Below are 25311 nucleotides of genomic sequence, written 5' to 3' on the forward strand. Positions count from 1 at the left end.
CCAAACACCACCACCCCCCGTAGGCACGGGGGGACACCACAGTCCGAAAGAGGGGGAACGCGTGATCAGGCCGGCGCGATGCGCGGCAGGTGGCCGAGCTTGTCGGGATTGCGCTGCACATAGACCGCGCTGATGCGGCCCGAGGTCGTCGCCGGTCGCAGCGCCACCGTCTGGACCGGTTCGCCGGCCGCGTCGTAGACGATGCAGCCCGGCAGCCCGTTGATGCGCGCGGGCCGGATCCGCCAGTCGCGGTTCGCCGGCATCTTCGCCCAGCCGACGAAGGCCCGTGCCACCACGACCGCGCCCTCCAGCATCCGCGGCACCGCCGTGACCTTGCCGCCGCCGTCCGCCAGCAGGATGGCGTCGTCGGTCAGCACCTTGGCCAGGCCCTCGACATCGAAGGACTGCAGCGCCCCCAGGAAGGCCTGGAACAGGCGCTGACGCTCCTCGTCCTCGACCTCGTGCCGCGCGTAGTCGGCCTTGACGTGCTGCCGCGCGCGACTCGCGAGCTGCCGGCACGCCGCGCTGCTGCGGCCGAGGCGGCGCGCGATCTCGTCGAAGTCCAGTTCGAAGACCTCGTGCAGCAGGAAGGCGGCGCGCTCCAGCGGGGACAGCCGATCCAGCGTCAGCATGAAGGCGACCGACACATCCTGCGCGAACTCGGCCTGCGTTTCCGGGTTGGGCGACCAGTCGCCCGCCTCGTCGACCAGCGGCTCGGGCAGCCAGACGCCGACGTACTGCTCGCGCCGCATGGCCGCCGATTGCAGCCGGTCCAGGCAGAGATTGGTCACCAGCCGCGACAGGAAGGCGCCGGCGTGACGCACGGTCGACTCGTCGACGTCGGCCCAGCGCAGCCACGCCTCCTGGACGATGTCCTCGGCTTCGGCACGCGACCCGAGCATGCGATAGGCCAGCGCGCGCAGCGACCGCGCGTGTTCACGCTCGTAGCGGAGCGCACGTGCGGCGGGGGAGTCGTCGCTCAAGGGATCACCCCGCGGCGCGTTCGAGCAACATGGCGTCGCCGTAGCTGAAGAAGCGGTAGCGCCGCTCGATCGCGTGACGGTAGAGCGCCATGATCGGCTCGTAGCCGGCGAAGGCCGACACCAGCATCATCAGCGTGCTCTTGGGCAGGTGGAAGTTGGTCACCAGCCGGTCGACGACCTGGAAGTCGAAACCCGGCGTGATGAAGATGTCGGTCTCGCGCGCGCCGGCCTTCAGTCCGCCGCCCAGCGCCGCCGATTCCAGCGCGCGCAGCGTCGTGGTGCCCACCGCCGTGACCCGGCCGCCCGCGGCGCGGCAGCGCGCGATCGCCTCGACGGTGCCCGGCGTGACCTGGAACCACTCGCTGTGCATCTTGTGCTCGGCCAGCGACTCCACGCGCACCGGCTGGAAGGTGCCGGCGCCCACGTGCAGCGTCACGTGCGCCGTGCCGACGCCGCGTTCGGCCAGGCGCGACAGCAGCGCCTCGTCGAAGTGCAGCGCCGCCGTCGGCGCGGCCACGGCGCCGGGCTCGCGCGCGAACACGGTCTGGTAACGCCGTACGTCGTCCGCCGAGTCGCCGTGCGCGATGTAGGGCGGCAGCGGCACGTGGCCGTGCTGCTCCAGCAGCTCGAACGGATCGCCGGACAGGCGCAGGTGGAAGAGGCCGTCGTCCGGCCCGCAGCGGCCCAGGACCTCGGCGTCGAATGCGTCGGCGAACCGGACCACCGCGCCCGCCTTCGGACTCTTGCTGGCGCGCATGTGGGCCCAGACCTCGCGGGTGCCGGGCAGCACGCGTTCGACCAGGGCCTCCACCGCGCCGCCGCTGGCCTTGGCGCCGTACAGGCGCGCCTTGATGACCTTGGTGTCGTTGAACACCAGCAGGTCGCCGGGATTCAGCAGGTCGGGCAGCTCGCGGAAGACGCGGTCGACGGGCGGATCGGACCGGCCGTCGAGCAGGCGCGAGGCGCTGCGTTCGGCGGCGGGATGCTGGGCGATGAGGTCGGGAGGCAGAGCGAAATCGAAATCGCTCACCGAGAAGGTTCGGGACATGGGCGCGATTTTCCCACTACTGCCAGCGCGCCCCCTGCTGCAGCAGCATGGCGAGCCGGCCGCTGCCCTGCAGATCGCCGATGCCGCGGCCCAGCGCGGCGGCGAATCGCTCCCCCTCGGGCCGGACTTTCGAGAACACCGTGTACAGCGGCACTTCCGACAACGCGGGCGGCAGCCACACCAGCTGGCCGGCGAATCCGCGCAACTGGGTCTCCAGCAGGTGCGTGCCGACGCCCTTGTCGATCAGCGCCAGATCGACGCGCCCGGCCAGCAGCTTGCGCAGGTTGGCGAGGTCGTCGACGGCGCCCTCGACTGGCAGGTTGGCCGCGTCGAAGCGCGGCGGGTTCGCATAGCCGTGGACCACGCCGATGCGCAGGTCGCGCAGCGCGGCCAGATCGTCGATGCGACGTCGGCGGTCCGCGCGCGCCATGAAGCCGACCTGGTTGAGGATGCCCAGCGGCGGCGGGAACAGCATCGTGCGCTCGCGCTCGACGGACCGCCACGCGCCGATGACGCCGTCGTGGTCGCCGCGCTGGAATTCGAGCAGTGCGCGCGCCCAGGGGCGGAAGGTGAGGGTCATCGATCGGCCGGCCTCCCGCAGCGCGGCGCGGGTGATCTCGCACGCCACGCCGCCGCCGGGCAAGGCGCTGCCGGTGTAGGGCGGGAATTCGGTGGCGACCATCCGCAGCGGTGCATCGTCCGCGCGCGCCGGGCGCGCGGCCGGCGCCGTCACGGCGGTGGCAGCGAGCCAGAAGAGGCTCTCACGGCGGGTGGTCATGGGCGGACGGTGGGGGGTGTCGATGTCATGTCACGCCCGTCAGGCGCGTCCGGCCCAGACTAGCAGTCGCCCACGGCGGGCGACTCCCCTCCGACCCGGGTTGGCCCCCTGAACCACGGGCCGGACCGGCAATCGGTCACGGCCGCGCCGCAAACACGTCGCAGGCGCGCCTACTGGCCGCCGGTGCCCGTGGCCAGCAGGGTCCCGTTGTTGCCGGCGATCCAGCCGGTGCGGGCGTCGACGAAGAAGACCTGCGTCAGGGCCTGCCGCGTGCCCGAGGCCTGCGGCGTCCACGTGACTCCCCCGTCGGTCGTCGCCAGCGCCACGCCGTCGTCGCCGACCGCCCATCCCCGCTGGGCGTCCAGGAAGCGGATCGCGTACAGCGCGGTGGCGATCCCGGCAGGACCTGGCGACTGCCAGGTGAGGCCGTCGTCCTTCGACGCGCGCAGCACCCCGCCGTCGCCCACCACCCAGAGCGTGCCCGCGTCGCTGTAGGCCGCTTCGTTCAGCCGCGCGCCGGACATCGACGTGCGCCATGTCCAGGTCTGCCCGCCGTCGCCGGTCACGGCCACGGCGCCCGCGTCGCCGACCATCACGCCCTTGAGCGCGCTGGAGAAGCGCAGGCTCCGGACCATGGACACCGACGTCCCGAGGTCCGCCTGCCGCGTCCAGGTCACGCCGCCGTCGACGGTTGCCAGCACCACCCGCGTCTGCGCCGCGCCTTCGACGACAAAGGCGAAGCCAGTCGAGGCGTCGACGAAATGGAAGGCGCGCGCCACCTGGCCGGTGTTCGCGAACGAGATCGTCGGGGTCCAGCGACCGCCGCCGTTCTCGGTCCGGAACAGTCGGCCGTCCGCCGACAGGGTCCAGCCCAGGTTCTCGTCGGCGAATTGCATCCGCAAGGGGTTCAGGCCGCTGCCGCCCGTGCCGATGCCGGTCGCCTTCACGGTCCAGCTGCGGCCGCCGTCGGCCGTCGCCATCACCCGCCCGCCGCTGCGCTGCGCGAGGCCGCGCTTCGCGTCGAAGAACCATGTCGCGGTCACCAGCTCCGTCGACGGCACCGAAGTCATGCGCACCACCTGTGTCCAGGTCTTCCCGCCGTCGATGCTCAGCGTGACCGATCCGTCGTAGTCCGTCATGGTCCAGGTCAAGGCGTCGACCCGGTTCAGCCGCACATAACCGCCGCTGCCCAGCGCGACGGGGGTCCAGGTGAGACCGTCGTCCTCGGTCATCTCCCACGCCGTCGGCGAGTACAGGCGCGCCCAGACCCCGTTCGCCAGGCCGCGGATCTGCGTCACGCCCGGCGGGTTGGACATCGAGGCCCAGGTCCTCCCGCCGTCCTGCGTGCGATACAGCGTGCCGCCGATGACGACGCCGCCATTCAGCGCATTCCGGAAGCGCATCTCCGGATAGAGGTTCTGTTGCGTCGGTAGGCCTTGCGGCGCGATCGTCTCCCACGTCTGGCCGCCGTCCGTGCTGCGACGGATCGACGCCGACTGGACGCTGCCCAGCTGGGCATCGGCGGTCGAGGTCGTCGCCATCACGACGACGGTCTGACCGAACACCTGATAGCTGTTCATGCTGGTCGGACCGGTCAGGGCCAGGACGACCGTGCGCGTCTTGCCGAGGTCGACGGATTTGCTCAGTGTCCCGTTCTCGGCCGACCAGAGCGTGCCGTCGTCCCCGAGGCGCGCCGCGCTCATCGAGCCCGTGACCCAGGTGGCGCCGCCGTCTCCGGTCGCCCAGGTACCCTCCCCGCTCGCGAACAGGAAGGTGCCCGTGCCCCGCGCCTGCGGCTGCACGCCGGAGGTCCCCGTCGGCGTGACCGCCATGCGGGTCCAGGTGGTGCCGCCGTCCGTCGTGCGCAATACCACGCCGCCGTCGCCGACGGCCCAGCCGTTGAGCGCGTCGCCGAAACGCACGCCGGTCAGCCGCGTCGTCACGCCGCTGGCCCGGCTCTGCCAGGTCTTGCCCCCGTCGACGGTACGCAGGATCTCGCCGTTGTCCCCGACCGACCAGCCGTTCAGTCCGTCGAGGAAAAGCGTGTCGCTCTGCGCGGACCCGGTCGGCAACGGTGCCTGCCAGCACCAGCCGCCGCTGTCGGCGCGCGAGCAGTTCAGGCCCTTCACATGGGAGCGGTTGTTCACCGACACCGCGAAGCTCACGGTCTTCGACGCGCCGGCGGCGTTCGTCACGGTCAGGCCGACCGGGTAGTTGCCGACCTTGACGTAATCGTGGGTGGGGCTGGGCTCGGCGCTCGTCGCGCCGTCGCCGAAGGTCCAGGCGAAGCTCAGGCCGGGCGTCGCCGCCGCCGTGCTGCTGAACGCGGTCGCCGAGGACACGTCGGTCACGGCCGGTCCGGTGACGCTCAGGTCCGCGGGGACCTCCACCCCGATCACCGGCGGTGGGGGCGCGGGAGGCGGCTCGGGAGAGGGAGCAGGTGCCGCGGGAGGTACCGGCGCGGGCGGCGGGGTCGTCGCCACGGGCGGGGCGCCGCTGTCACCACCGCCGCCGCCGCAACCGGCGAGCAGTGCGGTGCCGAGCACCATGCCGGCCCAGCCGGCACGTGCAAGATCCTGTCCGTTCATCGTGAGCCCCCCTGAGTGCCGACGTTCTTGTCTGTCTTGTGAAGCGGCGCGATTGTGGCGAGCGCGCGCCCCGCGACCGCTCCCGACATGCCCTTAGGACGGACGACAAGCGGGCGATCTGCGCACAGACAGACGCGGCCATCGGGCGGCAGGCGTTCATGAAAAAAGCCGGCCGGTCTTTCGATCGGGCCGGCTTGGCGGGCGGATCAGACGACGTCGCGTCCGATCGCTGGCCGTCGACTCACTGGCCGCCGGTGCCCGTGGCCAGCAGCGTGCCGCTGGCGCCCGAGATCCAGCCCGTACGCGCATCCAGGAACTGCACCTGCGACAGCGCGCGCTGCGTGCCGGACACCTGCGAGCGCCAGGTCTTGCCGCCGTCGACCGTCAGCAGGATCGTGCCCGAGTCGCCCACGACCCAGCCGCGCTGCGCGTCCAGGAAACGGATGCCGCGCAGCGACGGCCCGGAAAGGCCGATGCCGGCCGCCTGCCAGGTGACGCCCAGGTCGGTCGAGGACATCAGCACGCCGCCGTCGCCGACGACCCACAGGGTCGCCGCGTCGCTGAAGGCCAGCTGACGCAACGACGAGGAGGTGCCCGTGAAGCGGCCGGTCCATGTCTTGCCGCCGTCGGCAGTCACCGCCACGCGGCCGCTGTCCCCGACCATCACGCCGTTCTTGCCGCTGAACTTGATGTCGTTGTAGCCGACATCCAGCTTGGCTTGTTCCGTCCAGGTCCTGCCGCCGTCCGTCGTCGACACCACCGTCGACGTCATCGGATAGACCCAGGAGGCCGAGGTCGTGACCGCGAAGCCGTTGGCGGCATCGGTGAAGTGGAAGGCGCTCACCACCCGGTTGGCAGGCATCAGCGGGGTCAGCCACGTCGCGCCGCCGTCCTCGGTCATGTAGATGCGGCCGTCGCCGGCGAGCAGCCACCCGGTCTTGGCGTCGATGAACTGGAAGCGGCTGGCGATCGTCGAATTGGTCTGTTGCGCCAGACCGGTCAACTTCGCCGTCCAATCCAGCCCGCCGTTGACCGTCTCCATCAGGTCGCCGCCGTTCGTCAACGCGAGCCCGCGCTTGCCCTCGAAGAACCAGAACGCGGTCAGCGTCTTGGCCGCCGCCTCCGGGTCCGGACCCGCGACGCGCTGCCACGTCTGCAACCCGTCGTTGCTCAGAAGGGTGGCGCCGTTGTAGCTGCTCATCGCGAGCCAGCTCTGGTCGCCAATGCGGCTCAGGCGGTAGTTGTAAAGCGCGTCCGGCAGCCCCTTCACGCGCGTCCAGCTCGCGCCAGCGTCCGCCGATACCTCATAGACGGTGACGCCGGTGCCGTTCTCGTAGTACTGGCGCAACCAGTTGCCCTCGGCCTGCGCCGAGTAGTAGAGGCCGGGATTCGACCCGCCGGGAACGAAGCTCAACGCGGCCCAGGTGCGTCCGCCGTCCTGGGTGCGGTACAGCGCGCCGTTGTAGCTGGTCGCGCCGACCAGCCCGTCGAGCATCTGGATCGATCCCGAGAACGGCCAGAAGCTCGCGGGCAGCCCTTGGGCGTCGAAGCTCGCCCAGGTCAGGCCGCCGTCCGTGCTGAGACGGAAGCGCTGCACGTAGGTGGTGCCGGTGCCCGGCACGTAGGTGTCGGTATAGCTGCGCACCTGGACCGTCTTGCCCCAGGTCTGCACCACGGGCTGGCGGTCCGCCGCGTCCAGGGTCACCGCGGTGACCAGCGTCTTGCCGAAGTCCGTCGAACGGCGCAGCGTCAAGCCCTCCATCACCCACAGCGTGCCGTCGCTGGCCAGCTGGGGTTCGCTCTGGAAGCTCTGGTCGACCCAGGTCGCGCCGCCGTCCGCGGTCGCGCGCAGGCGGGTCCCGTCGACCAGCGCCAAGGTGTTCGCGCCGGCCAGCTGGAGCTTGGGCGAGTAGGCCTGGGCGGTGCCGACCGGTTGCAGCGTCCAGTGCTCGCCCCCGTCCGTGGTGCGCAGCAACGCGCCGAAGTCGCCGACGATCCAGCCGTTCTTCGCGTCCGCGAAGCGCACGCTGTTGAGGCGCGTCGTCACGCCGCTGGCGACCTTGGACCAGGTCTGCCCTCCGTCGACCGTGCGCAGGATCTCGCCAGCATCACCGACCGACCAGCCGTTGTTGACATCCAGGAAGCGCACGTCGTTCTGCGTGGTGCCGGTGGGCCGCGGCGCCTGCCAGCACCAGCCGGCGTTGTCGGCGGCGGTGCAGTTCAGGCCCCGCACGTGGCCGCGGTTCAGCACCGTCACCGTCCACTTGACCTCCTTGGAAGCGCCCGCGGCGTTCGAAACCTTCAAGGTCACCTGGTAGTCGCCGACCTTCGCGAAGTCATGCTTCGGGCTGGCATCCGTGCTGGTGGTGCCGTCGCCGAAGGTCCAGGCGAAGCTCAGACCCGCGGTCGCGGCAGCATTGCTGGTGAAGGCGGTGGCCGAGGTGACGTCGGTGCTCGCGGACGCGGCGATCGCCAGGTTGTCCGGAATCGCCACGCCCTGCACCGGCGGGGGCGGCGCCGGCGCGTCGTCACCGCCGCCGCCGCCGCAGGCGCTCAACAGCGCCGCACTGATCAGCACGCCGGCCCAGCCGGCGCGCACGCGTTCGTTCTTGCTCATGCAATCCTCCCGATGTTTCAATTTGTTTGCGTTTTTTGCCGGGCGGATTCTGCAGGAGCTTGACGTGATCTGAACGCCCTCGCGTCTCGCCCGAACGGGGGATCGCCCCGAGGCAAAATCTCCGTCCACATGACCCAGGCCAGCACCGCTCCATCGCCACCGCCGCCGCCCGCGAAGCCCGGTCGCCCGGGGACGGGCGCGGACGCCGCGCCGGCCAAATCCGCGCCGCAGAAGGCGATGGAGAAAATGGGCCTGACGCGCGACATCGACCTCGCGCTGCACCTGCCATTGCGCTACGAGGACGAAACCACCCTGACCCCGTTGGATCGTGCCCACGACGGCGACACGCTCCAGTGCGAAGGCGAGGTGATCGAGAGCCGCATCGACATGCGCGGCCGCCGCCAGCTCCTGGTCAAGCTGCGCGACGACGACGGCGCGCTGCTCACGCTGCGCTTCCTCCACTTCTATCCCGCGCATCAGAAGACGATGGCGGTGGGCGCCCGCGTGCGCGTGCGCGGCGAGATCCGCGTCGGCTTCTTCGGCCGCGAGATGGTCCATCCCAACTTCCGCAAGGTCGACGCGGACACGCCGCTGTCGACTTCGCTCACGCCGGTTTATCCGACGAGCGCGCAGCTGCCGCAGACCTATCTGCGCAAGGCGGTCGCCTCCGCGCTGCGCAGAGCGCCGCTGGACGAGGTGCTGCCGCTCGCACTGGTGCCCAAGGGGCTGCCCGCGCTGCGCGACGCGCTGAACTTCCTGCATCACCCGCCGCCGTCCGCGGGCCTGTCCACGCTGGAGGACCATACGCATCCGGCCTGGCAGCGGCTCAAGTTCGAAGAACTGCTCGCCCAGCAGCTCAGCCAGCAGCGCGCCCAGCGCGAACGCGCCCATCTGCGCGCCCCGTCGCTGCGCGGCAGGCCGGGCGGCCTGCACGAGCAGCTGCTCGCCGCCCTGCCCTTCGCGCTGACCGGCGCTCAGCACCGTGTCGCCGGGGAAATCGCCGCCGACCTCGCCCGCCCGCAGCCCATGCACCGGCTGCTCCAGGGCGACGTCGGTTCCGGCAAGACGGTGGTGGCGGCGCTGGCCGCGGCCGTGGCGATCGACGCCGGCTGGCAATGCGCGCTGATGGCGCCCACCGAGATCCTGGCCGAGCAGCATTTCCGCAAGCTGATCGGCTGGCTGGAGCCGCTCGGCATCCGCGTCGCGTGGATCACCGGCAGCGTCAAGGGCAAGGCGCGGCAGAAGATGCTGGACGCGGCCGCCTCGGGCGAGGCCACGCTGATCGTCGGCACGCACGCGGTGATCGAGGACAAGGTGCGCTTCCACCGGCTGGGGCTGGCGATCATCGACGAGCAGCACCGCTTCGGCGTCGCACAGCGCCTGGCGCTGCGCAAGAAGCTCGCCGACGAGGCGACGGGCGCGGTCGGCCCGGGCGTGCCGCCAGGTTCAGGCCCGCTCGAACCGCACCTGCTGATGATGAGCGCCACGCCCATCCCGCGCACGCTGGCCATGACCTACTTCGCCGATCTGGACGTGTCGACGATCGACGAACTCCCGCCGGGCCGCAGCCCCATCGTCACCCGCGTCTTCGCCGACGGCAGACGCGACGATGTGATCGAGAAGATCGCCGCCGCCGTCGAGGACGGGCGGCAGGTCTACTGGGTCTGCCCGCTGATCGAGGAGTCCGAGGCGCTCGACCTCAAGAACGCCACCGAGACGCACGCCGAACTCGGCGCGGCGCTGCCGGGAAAGACGGTCGGACTGCTGCACGGTCGCATGCCGGCGGCGGAGAAGGCCGCGGTGATGTCCCTGTTCAGCAGCGGCCAGATGCACATCCTGGTCGCGACCACCGTCATCGAAGTCGGCGTCGACGTGCCCAACGCAAGCGTCATGGTCATCGAGCACGCCGAGCGTTTCGGCCTGTCGCAGCTGCACCAGCTGCGCGGGCGCGTCGGACGGGGCTCGGTCGCCAGCGTGTGCGTCCTGATCTACACCGGGCCGCTGTCGGACACCGGCAAGTCGCGGCTGCGCGCGATGGCGGAGACCACCGACGGCTTCGAGATCGCGCGACGCGACCTCGACATCCGCGGACCGGGGGAGTTCATGGGCGCGCGCCAGAGCGGCGCCCAGCTGCTGCGTTTCGCCGATCTGCAGGAAGACGCGCCGCTGCTGAGCGCGGCGCGGGCGCTGGCGCCGCGGCTGCTCGACGAGCAGCCGCGCGCGGCGCAGCTGCAGGTCGAGCGCTGGCTCGGTCACAAGACCGAGTACCTCAAGGCCTGACCCCGACCGCAGGCTTGGCGGCCGGACACGGGACGATCACTTCAGGCGGACGGCCCAGTACAGCAGGACTTCCGTCGCCGTGGCTTCGGCACCGGCGAAGAGCTGCGGTTCGGCGTTGATCTTGTCGACCGTGGCCGTGCCCGAGATCACGCGGCCGAACGCGGCGTAGCCGGGTTCCGCGGCGCTCTTGTAGTCCAGCACCTTGCTGTTGTCGACGGAGTTGAAGAAGAACTGGCTGGTCGCGGAGTCCGCCACCGAGGTCCGTGCCATCGCGATCGTGTACTTCAGGTTGGAGACGCCGACGTTGGTCTCCAGCTTGATCGCGCCGCCGAGGTCGGCACCGGGCGCCTTGGAGACATAACCGGTGATGAAGCCGCCGCCCTGCGCGACGAAGTCCGGCACCACGCGATGGAAGATCGTGTTGTCGTAGTACTTCGCGGCGACGTACTTCAGGAAGTTGGCCGTCGTGATCGGCGTGCGCGAGTCGAGCTCGACCACCAGTTCGCCGTCGCTGGTCAGCATGCACACGACCGCGGTCGCGGTGCTCAGATTCGCGGCGGCGACGCCGGCGGCGCTGCAGGTCGTGGTCGGCGCGACCGGCACCGGGTTCGGCTTGGGCGTCTGCGTCGGGTTGCCGCTGTCGTTGTCGCTGCCACCGCCGCAAGCAGCCAGCATCAACGCACCGCCCAGTGCGGCGGAGAGCGCCAGCAGACGGGGCTTGGAGGAGATCGAGGAGGTCATGGTGATCGACTTCATGGGGCTTGCGATGGGAGCTTGTGGCTCGCGCTTTCTGGCAAAGAAGGGCGAAGTATCGTGGGCAGACTGACACGAGTCATGGGGGCAGGTGCGCGCGCCGCACGAAATGAGATCGGGCTTTCCCTAACGGCGTCTTTACACAGTGTCGGACCTCACCGAGCGGGTTCTCGACAGGGTTGAAGGAGCCAGGATCCCTGCCCGAAAGACACGGCCGGTTTCAGAATTCCAGATTGTCGATCAGGCGGGTCTGACCGATCCGCGCAGCGGCCAGCGCCACCAGCGGCTCGCCCTCGCGCGCCGCGCCGAGGTCGTGACGCCGCCGCAGCGTGAGGTAGTCCGGCGCCCAGCCCGCCTCGCGCAGCGAGGCCATCGCGTCGGACTCGATGTGGTCGAGGTCCCGCTCGCCGGCCGACCAGCGCGCGATCATCGCCTTCAAGGTGCGCGACAGCAGCAGCGCGTCCTGCTTCTGCTGCCCGCTGAGGTAGCCGTTGCGCGAGGACAGCGCCAGGCCGTCGGCGTTGCGTTCGGTCTCGCCCGCGAGGATGCGGACAGGCATCGCCATCTGGTCCACCATGCGACGGATCACCATCAGCTGCTGGTAGTCCTTCTTGCCGAAGACCGCCACGTCGGGCTGCACGATCTGGAACAGCTTCGCGACCACCGTGCAGACGCCGATGAAGAAGCCGGGCCGGAAGTGGCCCTCGAGGATGTCGGCCAGCGCTGCCGGCGGGTGCACCTTGTAGCCCTGGGGCTCGGGGTACATCTCGCGCTCGTCGGGCGCGAAGACGAGGTCGCAGGTGGCGCCCTCCAGCAGCTCGGCGTCGCGCGGGAGCGTGCGGGGATACCGGTCGAAATCCTCGTGCGGCGCGAACTGCAGCCGGTTGACGAAGATGCTGGCGACGACGAGGCCGTCCGGACCGACCGCCTCGCGGGCCTGGCGCACCAGCGCCAGATGCCCGTCGTGCAGGTTGCCCATCGTGGGCACGAACGCCACCGGGCGGCCGCCCGCGAGCGCGGCGCGCAGGCCGGCGATGTCGTGGTGGATCTTCATGATCATCCGGCGATCAGTACGTGTGCTCGGCGGCGGGGAAGGCGCCGGACTTCACGTCGGTGACGTAGCGCGAGAAGGCCTCGCCGATCGAGCCCGCGCCCTGCAGGAAGTCGCGCACGAAGCGCGGCTTGCGCCCGCCGCCGACGCCCAGCATGTCGTGCATCACCAGCACCTGGCCGGAGCATTCCGCGCCGGCACCGATGCCGATCACCGGCACGCCGAGCGAGCGGGTCAGTTCACCGGCCAGCGCCGCCGGCACCATCTCCAGCAGCAGCATCTGCGCGCCGGCGTCGACCAGTTCGCGCGCATGCGCCTTGATGCGCGCGGCGCCGGCCTCGTCGCGACCCTGCACCTTGAAGCCGCTCAGCGCGGTGACGGTCTGCGGCGTCAGGCCCAGGTGGGCGCAGACGGGGATGCCGCGTTCGGTCAGGAAGCGGACCGTCTCGGTGGTCCAGCCGCCGCCTTCGAGCTTGACCATGTGCGCGCCGGCCTGCACCAGTTGCATCGCGTTCTTCCAGGCGATCTGCGGCGACTCGTGGTACGTGCCGAACGGCAGGTCCGCGACGACCCAGGACACGCGGCGCGCGCGCGCCACGTTGGCCGTGTGATAGACCATCGCTTCCAGCGTGACCGGCACCGTCGTCTGCAGGCCCTGCACGACGTTGCCCAGTGAATCGCCGATCAGGATCGAATCCACGCCGGCGTCCTCCATCGCGTGCGCGAAGGTGGCGTCGTAGGCGGTCAGCATCGCGATCTTCTCGCCGGCGGCATGCATGTCGAGCAGGCGCTGCAGCGTGACGGGCTTGCGGTCGGGCGAAGCGCCGGCCGGACGCGGCACCGCATAAAGCGACGTCGGGGCGGACGGCGGCGGGGAATTCGGGGGGGAGGTCGAGTCGGTCATGCGTGTCCCCCTGGAGGATGGATCCGGGGAGGGGCCGGGGAATGGGCCGGCAGTGTACCGGGGCGATGCCACGATGCCGCTTTCTGAGGACAATGCCGGCCATGACCCTGACCGAACTGCGCTACATCGTCGCCGTCGCCCGCGAGCGCCACTTTGGCCGCGCCGCGGAAGCCTGCTTCGTCTCCCAACCGACGCTGTCGGTGGCGATCAAGAAGCTGGAGGAGGAACTCGACGTCAAGATCTTCGAGCGCGGCGCCAACGAGGTGACGATGACGCCGCTGGGCGAGGACATTGTGCGACAGGCGCAATCGGTGATCGAGCAGGCCAGTGCGATCAAGGACATCGCCAAGCGCGGCAAGGATCCGCTGGATGGGCCGCTGCGGCTGGGCATCATCTACACGATCGGGCCCTACCTGCTGCCGGAACTGGTCAAGCACTGCATCGACCTCTATCCGCGCATGCCGCTGATGCTGCAGGAGAACTTCACCCAGAAGCTGCTGGACATGCTGCGCACCGGCGAGCTGGACTGCGCGATCATGGCCGAGCCCTTCCCCGACGCGGGTCTGGCGGTGGCGCCGCTGTACGACGAGAGCTTCGTCGTCGCGGTGCCGGCGGTGCATCCGCTGGCGAAGAAGCCGCGCATCAGCGCCGAGGAACTCAAGGCCGAGACCATGCTGCTGCTGGGCAACGGCCACTGCTTCCGCGATCACGTGCTGGAGGTCTGCCCGGAGTTCGCGCGCTTCTCGACGGACGCCGAAGGCATCCGAAAGAGTTTCGAGGGCAGTTCGCTGGAGACGATCAAGCACATGGTGGCGTCCGGGATGGGGGTCACCGTGGTGCCGGCGCTGAGCGTGCCGGACCATGTCCCGCCGCACCTGCGCTACGTGCCTTTCGAAGAGCCGGCGCCGACGCGCCGCGTCGTGCTGGCCTGGCGCCGCACCTTCACCCGCTACGAGGCGGTCGCGGCACTGCGCAACGCGGTGTATGCGTGCACGCTCAAAGGGGTGACGTTGCTGTCGTAACCACGCGCAAGACCCGACCCCAGCCACAGCCGCCTCGGGGTCGCTTTAGTTTTTCCCAATCGCCAGTTTTAAGCTATCCAAATATCTTCATCGATAGCATTTATCTAAAGTCCTCCTCATGCGCCGTCGCGGTCCTCCTTCCGGGAGAGTTCAGCGCCGGTCCGGACCTCTACAAAAGCGTCCCTGTCTGAAGCATCGAGGAGTGCCCCGAATGAGCGCCAAGCCCCAACATCCCGCCCAGTGCCCGGTCATGACGACGAGCGCCGGCGCGCCGATCGCCGACAACCAGAACTCGCTGACCGCCGGCCCGCGGGGCCCCGTCCTGATGCAGGACTACCAGCTGATGGAAAAGCTGGCCCACCAGAACCGCGAGCGCATCCCCGAACGCGTCGTGCATGCCAAGGGCTGGGGCGCCTTCGGCACGCTCACCGTCACGCAGGACATCACCCGTTTCACCCGCGCGAAGCTGTTCGGTGAGGTCGGCAAGCAGACGCCCCTGCTGGCGCGCTTCTCGACGGTCGCCGGCGAGCAGGGCGCCGCTGACGCGGAACGCGACGTCCGCGGCTTCTCGCTGAAGTTCTACACCGAGGAAGGCAACTGGGACCTGGTCGGCAACAACACGCCAGTGTTCTTCATCCGCGACCCGCTCAAGTTTCCCGACTTCATCCGCACGCAGAAGCGCCATCCGGTGAACAACCTGCGCTCCGGCACCGCCGCGTGGGACTTCTGGAGCCTTTCGCCGGAGAGCCTGCATCAGGTCACCATCCTGATGAGCGACCGCGGCATCCCCGTCAGCCCGCGTTTCATGGACGGCTTCGGCTCCCACACCTACAGCTTCTGGAACGCCGACGGCGAGCGTTTCTGGGTGAAGTTCCACTTCAAGACCCGCCAGGGCCATCGCACCCTCACGAACGCCGAAGCGACCGCCGTCATCGGACAGTCCCGCGAGAGCTACCAGGAAGACCTCTTCGGCGCCATCGACCAGGGCCAGTTCCCGCAGTGGACGATGTCCGTGCAGGTGATGCCGGAACTCGACGCCGACAAGACCTCCTATAACCCCTTCGACCTGACCAAGGTGTGGCCGCACGCCGAGTACCCGCTGATCGAGGTCGGCGTGCTGGAACTCAACCGCAACCCGGCGAACTACTTCGAGGAGATCGAGCAGGCCGCGTTCTCGCCCAGCAACATCGTCCCGGGCATCGGCTTCAGCCCGGACAAGGTGCTGCAGGCGCGGATCTTCAGCTACGCCGACGCGCACCGGTACCGCCTCGGCACCCATTACGAGGCGCTGCCGGTGAACGCGCCCAAATGCCCCGTCCATCACTATCACAAGGACGGCGCGATGAAGTTCTTCCGCACGCCGACCGGCAATCCGAACGCGTATTACGAGCCCAACAGCCTTGGCGGCGCGACGCAGGATCCTTCCGTGGCCGAACCGCCGCTGCGTCTGCAGGGCGACGCGGCGCGCTTCGACCATCGCGTCGGCAACGACGACTACGCGCAGCCCGGCGCCTTGTTCCGCCTGCTCGGCGAAGAACAGCAGCAGCGCCTGGGTCGCAACATCGCCGAATCGATGCGCGGCGTGCCGTCCTTCATCATCGATCGACAGCTGGGCCACTTCGACAAGGCCGATCCGGCCTACGGCCGTGTCGTGCGCGCCGCGCTGAGCGCGCTCGACATCGAGTTCACCGTCTGACACCGCCGGATTTCATCTGTAAGGAGCAAGACATGACCCCACGATCCGGACAACGCACCTTGGGTTGGCTGCTGGTGGCCGCCGGCGCCGCGCTGAATGCACAGTCATTGATCGACTGGATGCAACACAGCGTCACCTGAGCAGCACCCGCCTCGCGCCCCACGGTCATGTTGCCGATCCCCTGGATCGGTTAGGCTGCGGGGCGTCTTTTGTCTTCCATTCCCGTAAGGAGTCCCTCGATGGCCAAGAAGAGCCCCTCGCCCGCCAAAGCCGCCTCCGCCAAGGGCGCGCCGTCCATCCAGATCGGCATCAGCGACAAGGACCGCGCCGCGATCGCGCAGGGCCTGTCCAAGCTGCTGGCCGACACCTACACCCTCTACCTGACCACGCACAACTTCCACTGGAACGTGACCGGGCCGATGTTCAACTCGCTGCACGCGATGTTCATGGCCCAGTACACCGAGCTGTGGAACGCCGTGGACCCGGTCGCCGAGCGCATCCGCTCGCTGGGTCACAAGGCGCCGGGCTCCTACGCGCAATTCGCGGCGCTGAGCTCGCTGCCGGACGCGCCGACCACGCCGCCCAAGGCGCTGGACATGGTCCGCATCCTGGTCGACGGTCATGAAGGCGTCGCCCGCACCGCGCGCGCGTTGTTCGACCTGGTCGACAAGGCCAGCGACGAACCGACCGCCGACCTGCTCACCCAGCGCCTGACGGTGCACGAGCAGACCGCGTGGATGCTGCGCTCGCTGCTGGAAGAGTGATCAGCCGCCAACGCATTGCTCGCTGAGAAGGAAGGGACCGTTCGGTCCCTTTTTCTTTGATTCCATCGCGTGTCGCGTGACGCTCAACGGCTTCGGTCTCCCTCTTGAAGCCACACAGTCAAGCTCTCGGCCATGTCTCGCATTGCCCAGCAATCTGCTTCTGTAGCCTTCGACTCCAGCCCATGCACTTCGTCGTTCCTGAGGGAAAGAAACTTCTTTAGAGTTTGATGCTGCTCGGCGGAGATGTGCCCTGACGAATAGGCCTTGTTGATGAGGCTGAAATCTGTGTAGCCGTCCGCCACCTCGCCATCCTTTGAAATCAACGCTCTCAACGCGGACACCAGCACGGTCCAGAGGACTGGCACCAAGAAGCCCGCAGTTTCAGCTCGAATTCCAAGTCGATCGACTTCTGCCAATCGGGCCTGCAAGCTGCGAATCGTGACGCCGCCCGATGCCGTCGGCCCTGACGATGCGTCATCCACCAACTCGTCGTCGCGAACCGTGACGATCAGAAATTTCCAGCCGGGATGGCGCTGAACTTCCTGATCCACGTCAAAGATGAGTTCGGCATTTAGCGGGCTGCCTGCCGTCTTTACCTCAATCAGCAGATGTTCCTTCCCATTAACTGCAAGTAGATCGGGACGATAGCTTCCAAGTGAGAACGGAAGCTGGCTCATGGATGGCTCCACTGTTACCGCATATCCCTGCAACTCGTAGCGCTTGGCGATCAAACGTTCTGCCTGACGGGCCTTTTCTGTACTCATTTCAGTTCCTCTGCCAGATCCCTTGAATCCGAGATGGCTACATACACACAAGGCTCCCCATCGATGATCGCTTGAGCCAACAAACGTGGAATTCCTGCAATCGAATTAGGCACAGTAAGCGAACGCATGTGCGCGGAAACGTCCAGGACCATCGCGTCGTCCGCATAGATCAACGCGCACAACGCGTCCTGCACCGGTTTCACAAAATTGTTGATGTCTCCCGCCCTGGGATCATCGGCCAAATAGACCATCGTGAACTTGAGATGACAGTCGATCAATGGATTCGCAGGCCAAGCCTGCATGGCTCGGCCATAAACGTAGTCCCGCCAAGCCTCCTTGTGGTCCTTGTTCTTGGCCTGATGAGAAACCGGAGTTCTCGGCAAAAGGAAATCGACAATCAACGGCAGGCGTGTTCGAAAGAATGAATCGCTGCCACCATTCTCCAGAGCGCTTCGCGGAGAGCCATCACCTCAGAGAGGGTGCTGCCCCAACACATTGCCCCAGCTTGGTGCTGTGAGTCGGCGCTTGGAAGGGCACGCCAGCTGCGCATTGCGATTAAATCGGGGTGACTACCCCACGGCCTTGATGCGCCCGTCCCGGCGGGCCTGCGCCAGCATCGAGGCCAACGCGCACGACGCGAGCCGCGCCGTGCGCGAATCGGCGCGGCTGGTCAGCACGATCGGCACCTTCGCGCCGAGCACCACCCCCGCCGCATAGGCCTGCGCCAGGAAGCTCAGGCTCTTGGCGAGCATGTTGCCCGCGTCCAGATCCGGCACGATCAGCACGTTGGCCTTGCCCGCCACCGGCGACACGATGCCCTTGATGCGCGCCGCCTCGGGATCGATGGCGTTGTCCATCGCCAGCGGACCGTCCAGCACCGCGCCGGTGATCTGTCCGCGGTCCGCCATCTTGCACAGCGCCGCCGCGTCCAAGGTCGACGGCACCTTCGGATTCACCGTTTCCATTGCCGACAGCAGCGCCACCCGCACCTCCGGCAGGTGCAGCGCATGCGCCAGGTCGATCGCGTTCTGCACGATGTCGACCTTCTCCTCCAGCGTCGGCGCGATGTTGATCGCCGCGTCCGAGATGATCAGCGGCTGCGCATGTCCCGGCACGTCCATCACGAAGCAGTGGCTGATCCGCCGCGCGGTCCGCAGGCCGCCGTCGCGCCGCACCACCGCGGCCATCAGTTCGTCGGTGTGCAGGCTGCCCTTCATCAGCGCGTCGACCTCGCCCTTGAGCGCCATCGCCACGCCCATCTCCGCCGCCGCATGGCTGTGCGGCACGTCGACCAGGATGTAGCGAGAAAGGTCCACGCCGGCCGCCGCCGCGGCCTCTGACACCTTGCGCGCCGGGCCGATCAGGATCGGCTCGATCAGACCCAACGCCGCCGCTTCCGTCGCGGCCAGCAGGGACACCTCGTTGCAGGGATGGACCACCGCCATGCGCAACGGCGGCAGATCGCGCACCGCATCGATGAGACGGTCGTAGTGCGGATGGGCCTGGGGCGTTTGTTCGGTCATTGTTCGATCACCCTGCGTCTCCCTGGGACATTGGCAACGAGTCGCGGTCGATGATGCATGCTGCGGTGCAACAAATCAAGCCGAGCGGATCTCGCGAGGCAGTGCTGGGAGCAAAGCGAATGTCCGGAACGTCCGACTGGATCCACGACTGGCAAGCGTACGCGACCGACGCGTGGCAGCGCACGCTGCTGACGCTGGACACGATGCGCGAGCGCGGCAACGTGTTCCTCGACCATCTGCAGGCCGGCAAGCCGGCGCTGCTCAAGTTCGAACATGAACTGCTGATCGACGGCCGCGACCTGCCGCAGCCCTGCAACTACGCGCTGCTGCGCATCCTGCCGGCGGACGGCGACATCGTCGATCCCGCGCGGCGGCCTATCGTCGTCATCGACCCGCGCGCCGGCCACGGACCCGGCATCGGCGGCTTCAAGCCGGACTCCGAGATCGGCGTCGCGCTGCGCGCCGGTCATCCGGTCTACTTCATCACCTTCGAGCCGGAACCGGTCGAGGGTCAGACCTTGCTCGATGTCGCCCGCGCCGAAGCACAGTTCATCGAGGAAGTCGCCCGGCGCCATCCGAAGGCGCCGGGGCTGCCGGCGGTGATCGGCAACTGCCAGGCCGGCTGGGCCGTCGCCGCGCTGGCCGCCGTGCGCAGCGACCTGATGGGCCCGATCGTGCTGAACGGCGCCCCGCTGTCGTACTGGGCCGGCTCGCCGGAGCAGAACCCGATGCGCTACGCGGGCGGCGCGCTCGGCGGCGCCTGGATGTCGGCGATGTCGGCGGACCTGGGCGGCGACCGCTTCGACGGCGCGCACCTGGTCTCCAACTTCGAGAACCTCAACCTCGCCAACAGCTGGTGGGACAAGTACTACCACCTCTATGCCAACGTCGACACCGAGCGGGAACGCTTCCTCGACTTCGAGCGCTGGTGGGGCGGCTACTTCCGGATGACCGGCGAGGAGATCGAGGCGATCGTCGAGAACCTGTTCATCGGCAACCGGCTGGCGCGCGGCGAGGTCGAGCTCGAAGGCTACCGGCTGGACCTGCGCCACATCACCGCGCCGATGGTGATCTTCGCGTCCTGGGGCGACAACATCACGCCGCCGCAGCAGGCGCTGGACTGGATCATCGACGTCTGGGGCAGCGAGAAGGCGCTGGTCAAGGCGGGCCGCACCATCGTCTACATGCTGCATCCGAAGATCGGTCACCTGGGCATCTTCGTCGGCGGCGGCATCGCGCGGCGCGAGCATGAGCAGATCTTCGACACGCTCGAACAGATCGTCGCACTGCCGCCCGGTCTCTACGAAATGAAGATCGATGCCCGCGATCCCGACGCGCCACTGGCGGCGCTGGAATCGGGCGACTACTCGGTGAGCTTCGAGACCCGCACCGTGGACGACCTGCGCGCGCTGAATCCGGAATGCCGCCGCGACGAGGCGCTGTTCAGCACGATCGCGCAGGTGTCCGAGATGAACATGCGTCGCTACCGCCAGTGGCTGCAACCGGCGGTGCGCGCGGTCGGCAGCAAGGCGCTCGGCGAGTGGCTGCGCTGGACGCACCCGCTGCGCCTGCAGCATCTGGCGATCTCCGACCTGCATCCGCTGGCGCCGTGGCTCAAGCAGGCCGCCGACCACGCGCGCACGCAGCGCCAGAACGTCGATGCCGACAACCCGTGGCTGAAGTGGGAGCAGCTCGGCTCCCGCGCGATCAGCGAATCGCTGGACCGGCTCGGCCACCAGCGTGACGCGACGCTCGTGCACTGGGTCGAGGCGGTGTATGGCCCGGGCGGGCTGGGCGCCGTGCTGCCACCGCGTGACTCGGACCTCGCGTCCGGCATCGCGCACGCGGCCGCCGACGAGCGCGAAGGCCGTCGCATGGCGCTGGAGCAGGTCGAACAAGGCGGATTCGCGGACGCGGTCTGCCGCATCCTGCTGGCGGGGCTGGCTCATCGCGGCGTCGTCCAGCGGCGCGGGCTGGTCCTGGGCCAGCTGCTGGCCGATTCCCACCGCCGCATGGCCGAGGAGGCCGAAGGGGCCGTCGCCGCCGCGGCGGTGCCCGGCGAGGACTGGGCGACGCTCCTGCATCGGCAGGCGCTCATCGTGACCTTCGCGCCCGACGAGGCGATGGCCGCGCTGCCGACGCTGCTGCCGACGCTCGAGGACCGGGAGCAGGCGCTGGCCCTGGCGAGCGCGGTGCTGATGGCCGAATCCGAGCTCGCCGACCCGCAGTCGCCCGCGGCGCGCTACGTCCACGACCTGCTGCACGTCGATCCGGCGCGTGTCGCCGACATGGCGCTCGCGTTGTCGGCACCGATCGCGGCGACCACGGCGACGGTCTCGATCGCGGCCTCGACGGCGGCGGCCAAGCCCGCGCGTCGCCGCAAGGCGGTGGCATGAACTCCGCCGCCGTCCAGTTCGGCCGCCTGCTGGCCGGGCGCAAGGTGCTGATCACCGGCATCGCCAACGACCAGTCCATCGCCTACGGTTGCGCCCGGGCCTTCCGCGCAATGGGCGCGGACCTGGCGCTGACCTACCTCAACGACAAGGCGCTCGCGCACGTGAAGCCGCTGGCCGACGAACTCGGCGCCGAACTGCTGCTGCCGCTGGACCTGCGCGATCCCGACGCACTGGACGCCGTCTTCGCCGCCGTGTCCGAGCGCTGGGGCATCCTGCACGCCGCGCTGCATTCGATCGCCTTCGCACCGAAGGACGACCTGCACGGCCGGCTCGTCGACAGCAGCGCCGCCGGTTTCGCGCTGGCGATGGACATCTCGTGCCACAGCTTCATCCGCATGGCGCGCCTGGCGGAGCCGCTGATGCGAACCTCCGGCGGCACGTTGTTCACGATGAGCTTCCAGGGCGCGAGCCGCGTCGTCGAGCACTACAACCTGATGGGTCCGGTCAAGGCAGCGCTGGAAGCCTCGGTGCGCTACCTGGCGCACGAGCTGGGTCCGGCCGGGATCCGGGTGCATGCGATCTCGCCGGGGCCGATCGCGACACGCGCGGCCTCGGGCCTGGAGGAGTTCGACCAGCTGCTCGCCGACGCCGCCGCCCGCGCGCCGGCCCATGCGCTGGCGACGATCGACGATGTCGGCTATGCGACCGCGATGCTCGCGGCCGATCACGCGCGGCTCATCACCGGCTCCACGCTCTACGTGGACGGCGGCTATCACATCATGGGGTGAGCGATGGATGCACGACTTGAAGGCGAATTCATCGCGGTCGTCAATGCGGGGTCCTCCAGCATCAAGCTGTCGATGTACTCGCTGCACGAGGACCGCCGGCGGGGACCGCTGCGGCTGGAACTGCGCGCGCAGGTCGACGGCATCGGGACGGCCAAGCCCCACTTCGAGGCCTCGCATGCCGACGGCTCGACCGCCGGCTCGCGCGACTGGCCCGTCGGCGACACGCTGACGCACGAGGGGGCGCTCGATCACCTGGTCGAGTTCGTCGCCCATGAATTCCCGCGCATCGAGATGCTGGGCATCGGCCATCGCGTCGTGCACGGCGGCACCGCGTTCGCGAAGCCGGTACGGGTGACGCCGCCGGTGCTGGCGCAACTGGAGGCGCTGACGCCGCTCGCACCGCTGCATCAGCCGCACAACCTGGCACCGATCCGCCGCGCCTTCTCGGCGCGGCCCGGACTGCCGCAGGTCGCGTGCTTCGACACGGCCTTCCACCGCGGCCAGTCCGACGTCGCCGATGCCTTCGCCCTGCCCTACGCGCTGTTCGAGGCCGGCGTGCGCCGCTACGGGTTCCACGGGCTGAGCTACGAGTACATCGCGTCGCGGCTGCCGGCGCTGTCGCCGCGGCTGGCGGACGGGCGCACCGTCATCCTGCACCTGGGCAACGGCGCCAGCGCCTGCGCGCTGCACCGCGGCCGCAGCGTCGCCAGCAGCATGGGCTTCACCGCGCTCGACGGCCTGCCGATGGGCACGCGCAGCGGCGCGGTCGACCCCGGCGTGCTCATCTACCTGATGGACGAGCAGCACATGGACGCGCGCGCGCTCGAAGCCCTGCTCTACAAGCAGTCCGGCCTGCTGGGCCTGTCCGGCGTGTCCAGCGACATGCGCCAGCTGCTGGCCAGCGACGCGCCGCGGGCGCGTTTCGCGATCGACGTCTTCGTCCACCGGGTCGCCCGCGAGATCGGCGCGCTGGCCGCCGAGATGGGCGGCCTGGACGGACTGGTGTTCACCGCCGGCATCGGTGAGCATGCCGCGGAAGTCCGTCGCCGCGTGCTGTCGCGCTGCCTGTGGCTGGGGGTGTCCGTGCAGGACGCCGCCAACCGCGAGGGGCCGGCGGAGCGTCGGATCAGCACCGTCGACAGCCGGTGCGAGGCCTGGGTGATCCCCACCGACGAGGAACTCATGATGGCCCGCCACACGTTCCGGCTGCTCGCCGGGGAGGAGTGACCATGCGAACCCCCAAGCAACGCTACAGCCACGACGAATGGGAGAAGACCGTCGAGGACGTCGACCTTCAGATCGCGCAGCTGGCGATCATGTGCCACGTGCGGCTGCTCGATCCCGGCGTCATCGAGCGCGTGCTCGACAACGACCTGCGCATCTGCGGCGAAGGCCATGAGAGCGGCTTCGAGACACTGCGCGGCATGCTCTACCTGCACTATGAAGTCCAGGCCCGGCTGGCCGAGGAACTCGGTCCGGTCGACGCGGCCGAAGTGGTCCAGCGCGTGCGCCAGCACCTGCTGGTGCGCATCGGCAGGCAGCTCGGCACGCTGGGCACGCCGCAGGCGCCCGGCGATGCCGCCGGTCCGGGCGGTCCTGGCGCTCAATAACCCCATCGGCTTGGGCGCGGCCATCGTCGGCGCTACAGTGGGCCGCATCGCCTTGCGGGGTCCATCCATGCGCATCGCCCTCCTTTCCTTCGACGGCTTCAACGAGATCGACAGCTTCATCCCGCTGGGACTGCTGAACCGGCTCAAGCCGCTGGGCTGGTCCGCCGAGCTCTGCGGGCCGGGGCCGACGGTCACCTCGATGAACGGCGTCACCGTCCAGCTCAAGCATCCGCTCGAATGGGCCAACGAGGCCGACGCGGTCTGGTTCGGCTCGGGCATTTACACGCGGGCGATCGCGGAGAACTCGGCGGTGCTGGACCGGCTGCAGCTCGACCCGACGCGGCAGCTGGTCGCCTCGCAATGCTCGGGCGCGCTGCTGGTGGCGCGGCTGGGGCTGCTGGGCGACGCGCCCGCCTGCACCGACGCCTCCACCCGCCCCTGGCTGGTCGAAGCCGGCGTGCGGGTCCTCGACGAACCCTTCCACGCCCGCGGCCCCGTGGCGACCTCGGGCGGCTGCCTCGCATCGCAATACCTCTCGGCATGGCTCATGTGGAGCAAGGCCGGCGAGTCCGCCGCGCGCGATGCGCTCACCTATGCCGCGCCGGTCGGGGAGAAGGACGAGTACGTCGAACGGCTGCTGGCGCGCGTGCGTCCCTTCATGGCGACGCCGTGAGAACGCGCGCGGTGCATGGCCGATAATCGCGGGTTCGCCGCCCCAGAGCCGCCCCGAGTCGCCATGTCCACCGACCTCTCCCGCATCCCCTCCGAAGTGCGCCGTCGCCGCACCTTCGCCATCATTTCCCACCCTGACGCGGGCAAGACCACGCTGACGGAGAAGCTGCTGCTGTTCTCCGGCGCGATCCAGATCGCGGGTTCGGTGAAGGCGCGCAAGGCCTCGCGGCACGCGACCTCGGACTGGATGGAGATCGAGAAGCAGCGCGGCATCTCGGTGGCTTCGTCGGTGATGCAGATGGAGTACCGCGACTGCGTCATCAACCTGCTGGACACCCCCGGCCACCAGGACTTCTCGGAGGACACCTACCGCGTGCTGACCGCGGTCGACGCGGCGCTGATGGTGATCGACGCGGCCAACGGCGTCGAGCCGCAGACCCGCCGGCTGATCCAGGTCTGCCGCGCGCGCAACACGCCGATCCTGACCTTCGTCAACAAGATGGACCGCGAGGTCCAGGAACCGCTGGCGCTGATGGACGAGATCGAGCGCGAGCTGGGCATGACGGTGGTGCCGTTCACCTGGCCGGTCGGCATGGGCAAGCACTTCCACGGCGTGATGGACCTGCGCCAGCAGCGCATGCGCGTCTTCGCGCCCGGCGAGGACCGCGCCGCCGGGACCGAGGAAGTGCTGGACGGCCTGGACAACCCGGCCTACGCCGAGCGCTTCGGCATGCAGTACGACAACGCGCAGGGCGAGATCGAACTGGTCAAGGAAGCCGCGCCCGCCTTCGACGAAGCCGCCTTCCTCGACGGGAAGCAGACGCCGATGTTCTTCGGCTCCGCGGTCAACAATTTCGGCGTGCAGGAAGTGCTGGACGCGCTGGTCGAGCTGGCGCCCGCCCCGGCCAAACGCGCCGCGATGCAGCGCGTGGTGCAGCCGGAAGAACCCAAGTTCACCGGCGTCGTCTTCAAGATCCAGGCCAACATGGACCCGGCGCACCGCGACCGCATCGCGTTCCTGCGCGTGGCCTCGGGCCACTTCGAGCGCGGCATGCGCCTGAAGGTGGTCCGCTC

General features: G+C 69.1%; 21 protein-coding genes. 10 read left to right on the top strand and 11 right to left on the bottom strand.

What is annotated here, in order from left to right; translation table 11 throughout:
• Nucleotides 1–65 precede the first annotated feature (65 nt).
• The 5 genes from sigJ to PV762_RS14055 all read right to left on the bottom strand — a co-directional run bounded on the left by sigJ (nt 66) and on the right by PV762_RS14055 (nt 8014).
• On the bottom strand, nt 66–983 hold the full coding sequence (sigJ, locus tag PV762_RS14035; protein ID WP_421035624.1) for an RNA polymerase sigma factor SigJ: 918 nt from the start codon (nt 981–983) through the stop codon (nt 66–68).
• Nucleotides 984–987: 4 nt separating this feature from the next.
• Nucleotides 988–2031, bottom strand: coding sequence for a tRNA preQ1(34) S-adenosylmethionine ribosyltransferase-isomerase QueA (gene queA / locus PV762_RS14040; RefSeq protein WP_421035625.1), 1044 nt, complete (start codon nt 2029–2031; stop codon nt 988–990).
• Nucleotides 2032–2047: 16 nt separating this feature from the next.
• Nucleotides 2048–2809, bottom strand: coding sequence for a substrate-binding periplasmic protein (locus tag PV762_RS14045; RefSeq protein WP_421035626.1), 762 nt, complete (start codon nt 2807–2809; stop codon nt 2048–2050).
• A gap of 170 nt (nt 2810–2979) precedes the next feature.
• Nucleotides 2980–5397 carry a YCF48-related protein gene (locus PV762_RS14050; protein ID WP_421035627.1) on the bottom strand — a complete coding sequence of 806 codons (2418 nt, stop codon included), beginning with the start codon at nt 5395–5397 and terminating at the stop codon, nt 2980–2982.
• A gap of 241 nt (nt 5398–5638) precedes the next feature.
• Nucleotides 5639–8014, bottom strand: a complete 2376-nt coding sequence (locus PV762_RS14055; protein ID WP_421035628.1) for a YCF48-related protein — start codon at nt 8012–8014, stop codon at nt 5639–5641.
• 129 nt (nt 8015–8143) lie between these two features.
• On the opposite strand from PV762_RS14055, the gene recG reads away from it, so the two are divergent.
• Nucleotides 8144–10294, top strand: coding sequence for an ATP-dependent DNA helicase RecG (gene recG / locus PV762_RS14060; RefSeq protein WP_421035629.1), 2151 nt, complete (start codon nt 8144–8146; stop codon nt 10292–10294).
• 36 nt (nt 10295–10330) lie between these two features.
• Here recG and PV762_RS14065 read toward each other — a convergent pair whose 3' ends face one another.
• The 3 genes from PV762_RS14065 to panB form a co-directional block, all read right to left on the bottom strand.
• Nucleotides 10331–11050 (bottom strand): peptidylprolyl isomerase, encoded by a 720-nt coding sequence (locus PV762_RS14065; RefSeq protein WP_421035630.1) that lies wholly within the window; start codon nt 11048–11050, stop codon nt 10331–10333.
• A 217-nt stretch (nt 11051–11267) separates the two neighbouring features.
• Nucleotides 11268–12101 carry a pantoate--beta-alanine ligase gene (gene panC / locus PV762_RS14070; protein WP_421035656.1) on the bottom strand — a complete coding sequence of 278 codons (834 nt, stop codon included), beginning with the start codon at nt 12099–12101 and terminating at the stop codon, nt 11268–11270.
• 13 nt (nt 12102–12114) lie between these two features.
• Nucleotides 12115–13002: a 3-methyl-2-oxobutanoate hydroxymethyltransferase gene (panB, locus tag PV762_RS14075; RefSeq protein ID WP_421035631.1), complete on the bottom strand. Its 888-nt coding sequence runs from the start codon at nt 13000–13002 to the stop codon at nt 12115–12117.
• Nucleotides 13003–13103: 101 nt separating this feature from the next.
• Between panB and PV762_RS14080 the strand changes: the two genes are divergently transcribed.
• The 3 genes from PV762_RS14080 to PV762_RS14090 all read left to right on the top strand — a co-directional run bounded on the left by PV762_RS14080 (nt 13104) and on the right by PV762_RS14090 (nt 16484).
• Nucleotides 13104–14024: a hydrogen peroxide-inducible genes activator gene (locus tag PV762_RS14080; protein WP_421035632.1), complete on the top strand. Its 921-nt coding sequence runs from the start codon at nt 13104–13106 to the stop codon at nt 14022–14024.
• 211 nt (nt 14025–14235) lie between these two features.
• Nucleotides 14236–15720, top strand: coding sequence for a catalase (locus PV762_RS14085; protein WP_421035633.1), 1485 nt, complete (start codon nt 14236–14238; stop codon nt 15718–15720).
• Nucleotides 15721–15959: 239 nt separating this feature from the next.
• Nucleotides 15960–16484, top strand: a complete 525-nt coding sequence (locus tag PV762_RS14090; RefSeq protein WP_067280034.1) for a Dps family protein — start codon at nt 15960–15962, stop codon at nt 16482–16484.
• Nucleotides 16485–16567: 83 nt separating this feature from the next.
• Here the strand turns inward: PV762_RS14090 and PV762_RS14095 are convergent, their stop codons facing one another.
• The 3 genes from PV762_RS14095 to PV762_RS14105 form a co-directional block, all read right to left on the bottom strand.
• Entirely contained in the window at nt 16568–17248 is a 681-nt protein-coding gene (locus tag PV762_RS14095) for a hypothetical protein (RefSeq protein ID WP_421035634.1), read from the bottom strand.
• The gene (locus PV762_RS14100; RefSeq protein WP_421035635.1) at nt 17245–17649 is read right to left on the bottom strand and encodes a RusA family crossover junction endodeoxyribonuclease; all 405 of its coding nucleotides are present in this window, start codon (nt 17647–17649) and stop codon (nt 17245–17247) included. Before PV762_RS14100 ends, PV762_RS14095 begins: the two co-directional genes overlap by 4 nt.
• A gap of 168 nt (nt 17650–17817) precedes the next feature.
• A complete protein-coding gene (locus PV762_RS14105) occupies nt 17818–18771 on the bottom strand; it encodes a phosphate acetyltransferase (protein WP_421035636.1) in 954 nt (317 codons plus the stop codon).
• 119 nt (nt 18772–18890) lie between these two features.
• Here PV762_RS14105 and PV762_RS14110 point away from each other — a divergent pair, with 119 nt between their 5' ends.
• From PV762_RS14110 to PV762_RS14135, 6 genes are all read left to right on the top strand, one after another.
• The gene (locus PV762_RS14110; protein WP_421035637.1) at nt 18891–21167 is read left to right on the top strand and encodes a DUF3141 domain-containing protein; all 2277 of its coding nucleotides are present in this window, start codon (nt 18891–18893) and stop codon (nt 21165–21167) included.
• Complete coding sequence (gene fabI, locus PV762_RS14115; protein ID WP_421035638.1) at nt 21164–21955, top strand: enoyl-ACP reductase FabI; 792 nt, start codon at nt 21164–21166, stop codon at nt 21953–21955. Before PV762_RS14110 ends, fabI begins: the two co-directional genes overlap by 4 nt.
• Nucleotides 21956–21958: 3 nt before the next feature.
• Nucleotides 21959–23182: an acetate/propionate family kinase gene (locus tag PV762_RS14120; protein WP_421035639.1), complete on the top strand. Its 1224-nt coding sequence runs from the start codon at nt 21959–21961 to the stop codon at nt 23180–23182.
• A 2-nt stretch (nt 23183–23184) separates the two neighbouring features.
• Nucleotides 23185–23565, top strand: coding sequence for a hypothetical protein (locus PV762_RS14125; RefSeq protein ID WP_421035640.1), 381 nt, complete (start codon nt 23185–23187; stop codon nt 23563–23565).
• A gap of 67 nt (nt 23566–23632) precedes the next feature.
• Nucleotides 23633–24238: a DJ-1/PfpI family protein gene (locus PV762_RS14130; RefSeq protein ID WP_421035641.1), complete on the top strand. Its 606-nt coding sequence runs from the start codon at nt 23633–23635 to the stop codon at nt 24236–24238.
• Nucleotides 24239–24301: 63 nt separating this feature from the next.
• Nucleotides 24302–25311 (top strand): peptide chain release factor 3 (locus PV762_RS14135; RefSeq protein WP_421035642.1); only part of this gene is annotated, 1010 nt, incomplete at its 3' end.

Source organism: Mitsuaria sp. CC2 (assembly GCF_048957715.1).
Lineage (GTDB): Bacteria > Pseudomonadota > Gammaproteobacteria > Burkholderiales > Burkholderiaceae_C > Roseateles.

What these genes read in the sequence shown, in the direction of transcription:
- fabI (WP_421035638.1), top strand. Translation starts at nt 21,164, where the DNA reads ATGAACTCCGCCGCCGTCCAGTTCGGCCGCCTGCTGGCCGGGCGCAAG.
- PV762_RS14055 (WP_421035628.1), bottom strand. Translation starts at nt 8,014, where the DNA reads ATGAGCAAGAACGAACGCGTGCGCGCCGGCTGGGCCGGCGTGCTGATC.
- PV762_RS14120 (WP_421035639.1), top strand. Translation starts at nt 21,959, where the DNA reads ATGGATGCACGACTTGAAGGCGAATTCATCGCGGTCGTCAATGCGGGG.
- PV762_RS14090 (WP_067280034.1), top strand. Translation starts at nt 15,960, where the DNA reads ATGGCCAAGAAGAGCCCCTCGCCCGCCAAAGCCGCCTCCGCCAAGGGC.
- PV762_RS14085 (WP_421035633.1), top strand. Translation starts at nt 14,236, where the DNA reads ATGAGCGCCAAGCCCCAACATCCCGCCCAGTGCCCGGTCATGACGACG.
- PV762_RS14095 (WP_421035634.1), bottom strand. Translation starts at nt 17,248, where the DNA reads ATGAGTACAGAAAAGGCCCGTCAGGCAGAACGTTTGATCGCCAAGCGC.
- PV762_RS14065 (WP_421035630.1), bottom strand. Translation starts at nt 11,050, where the DNA reads ATGAAGTCGATCACCATGACCTCCTCGATCTCCTCCAAGCCCCGTCTG.
- PV762_RS14080 (WP_421035632.1), top strand. Translation starts at nt 13,104, where the DNA reads ATGACCCTGACCGAACTGCGCTACATCGTCGCCGTCGCCCGCGAGCGC.
- recG (WP_421035629.1), top strand. Translation starts at nt 8,144, where the DNA reads ATGACCCAGGCCAGCACCGCTCCATCGCCACCGCCGCCGCCCGCGAAG.
- queA (WP_421035625.1), bottom strand. Translation starts at nt 2,031, where the DNA reads ATGTCCCGAACCTTCTCGGTGAGCGATTTCGATTTCGCTCTGCCTCCC.
- PV762_RS14110 (WP_421035637.1), top strand. Translation starts at nt 18,891, where the DNA reads ATGTCCGGAACGTCCGACTGGATCCACGACTGGCAAGCGTACGCGACC.
- PV762_RS14105 (WP_421035636.1), bottom strand. Translation starts at nt 18,771, where the DNA reads ATGACCGAACAAACGCCCCAGGCCCATCCGCACTACGACCGTCTCATC.
- PV762_RS14050 (WP_421035627.1), bottom strand. Translation starts at nt 5,397, where the DNA reads ATGAACGGACAGGATCTTGCACGTGCCGGCTGGGCCGGCATGGTGCTC.
- PV762_RS14130 (WP_421035641.1), top strand. Translation starts at nt 23,633, where the DNA reads ATGCGCATCGCCCTCCTTTCCTTCGACGGCTTCAACGAGATCGACAGC.
- panB (WP_421035631.1), bottom strand. Translation starts at nt 13,002, where the DNA reads ATGACCGACTCGACCTCCCCCCCGAATTCCCCGCCGCCGTCCGCCCCG.
- PV762_RS14125 (WP_421035640.1), top strand. Translation starts at nt 23,185, where the DNA reads ATGCGAACCCCCAAGCAACGCTACAGCCACGACGAATGGGAGAAGACC.
- PV762_RS14045 (WP_421035626.1), bottom strand. Translation starts at nt 2,809, where the DNA reads ATGACCACCCGCCGTGAGAGCCTCTTCTGGCTCGCTGCCACCGCCGTG.
- panC (WP_421035656.1), bottom strand. Translation starts at nt 12,101, where the DNA reads ATGAAGATCCACCACGACATCGCCGGCCTGCGCGCCGCGCTCGCGGGC.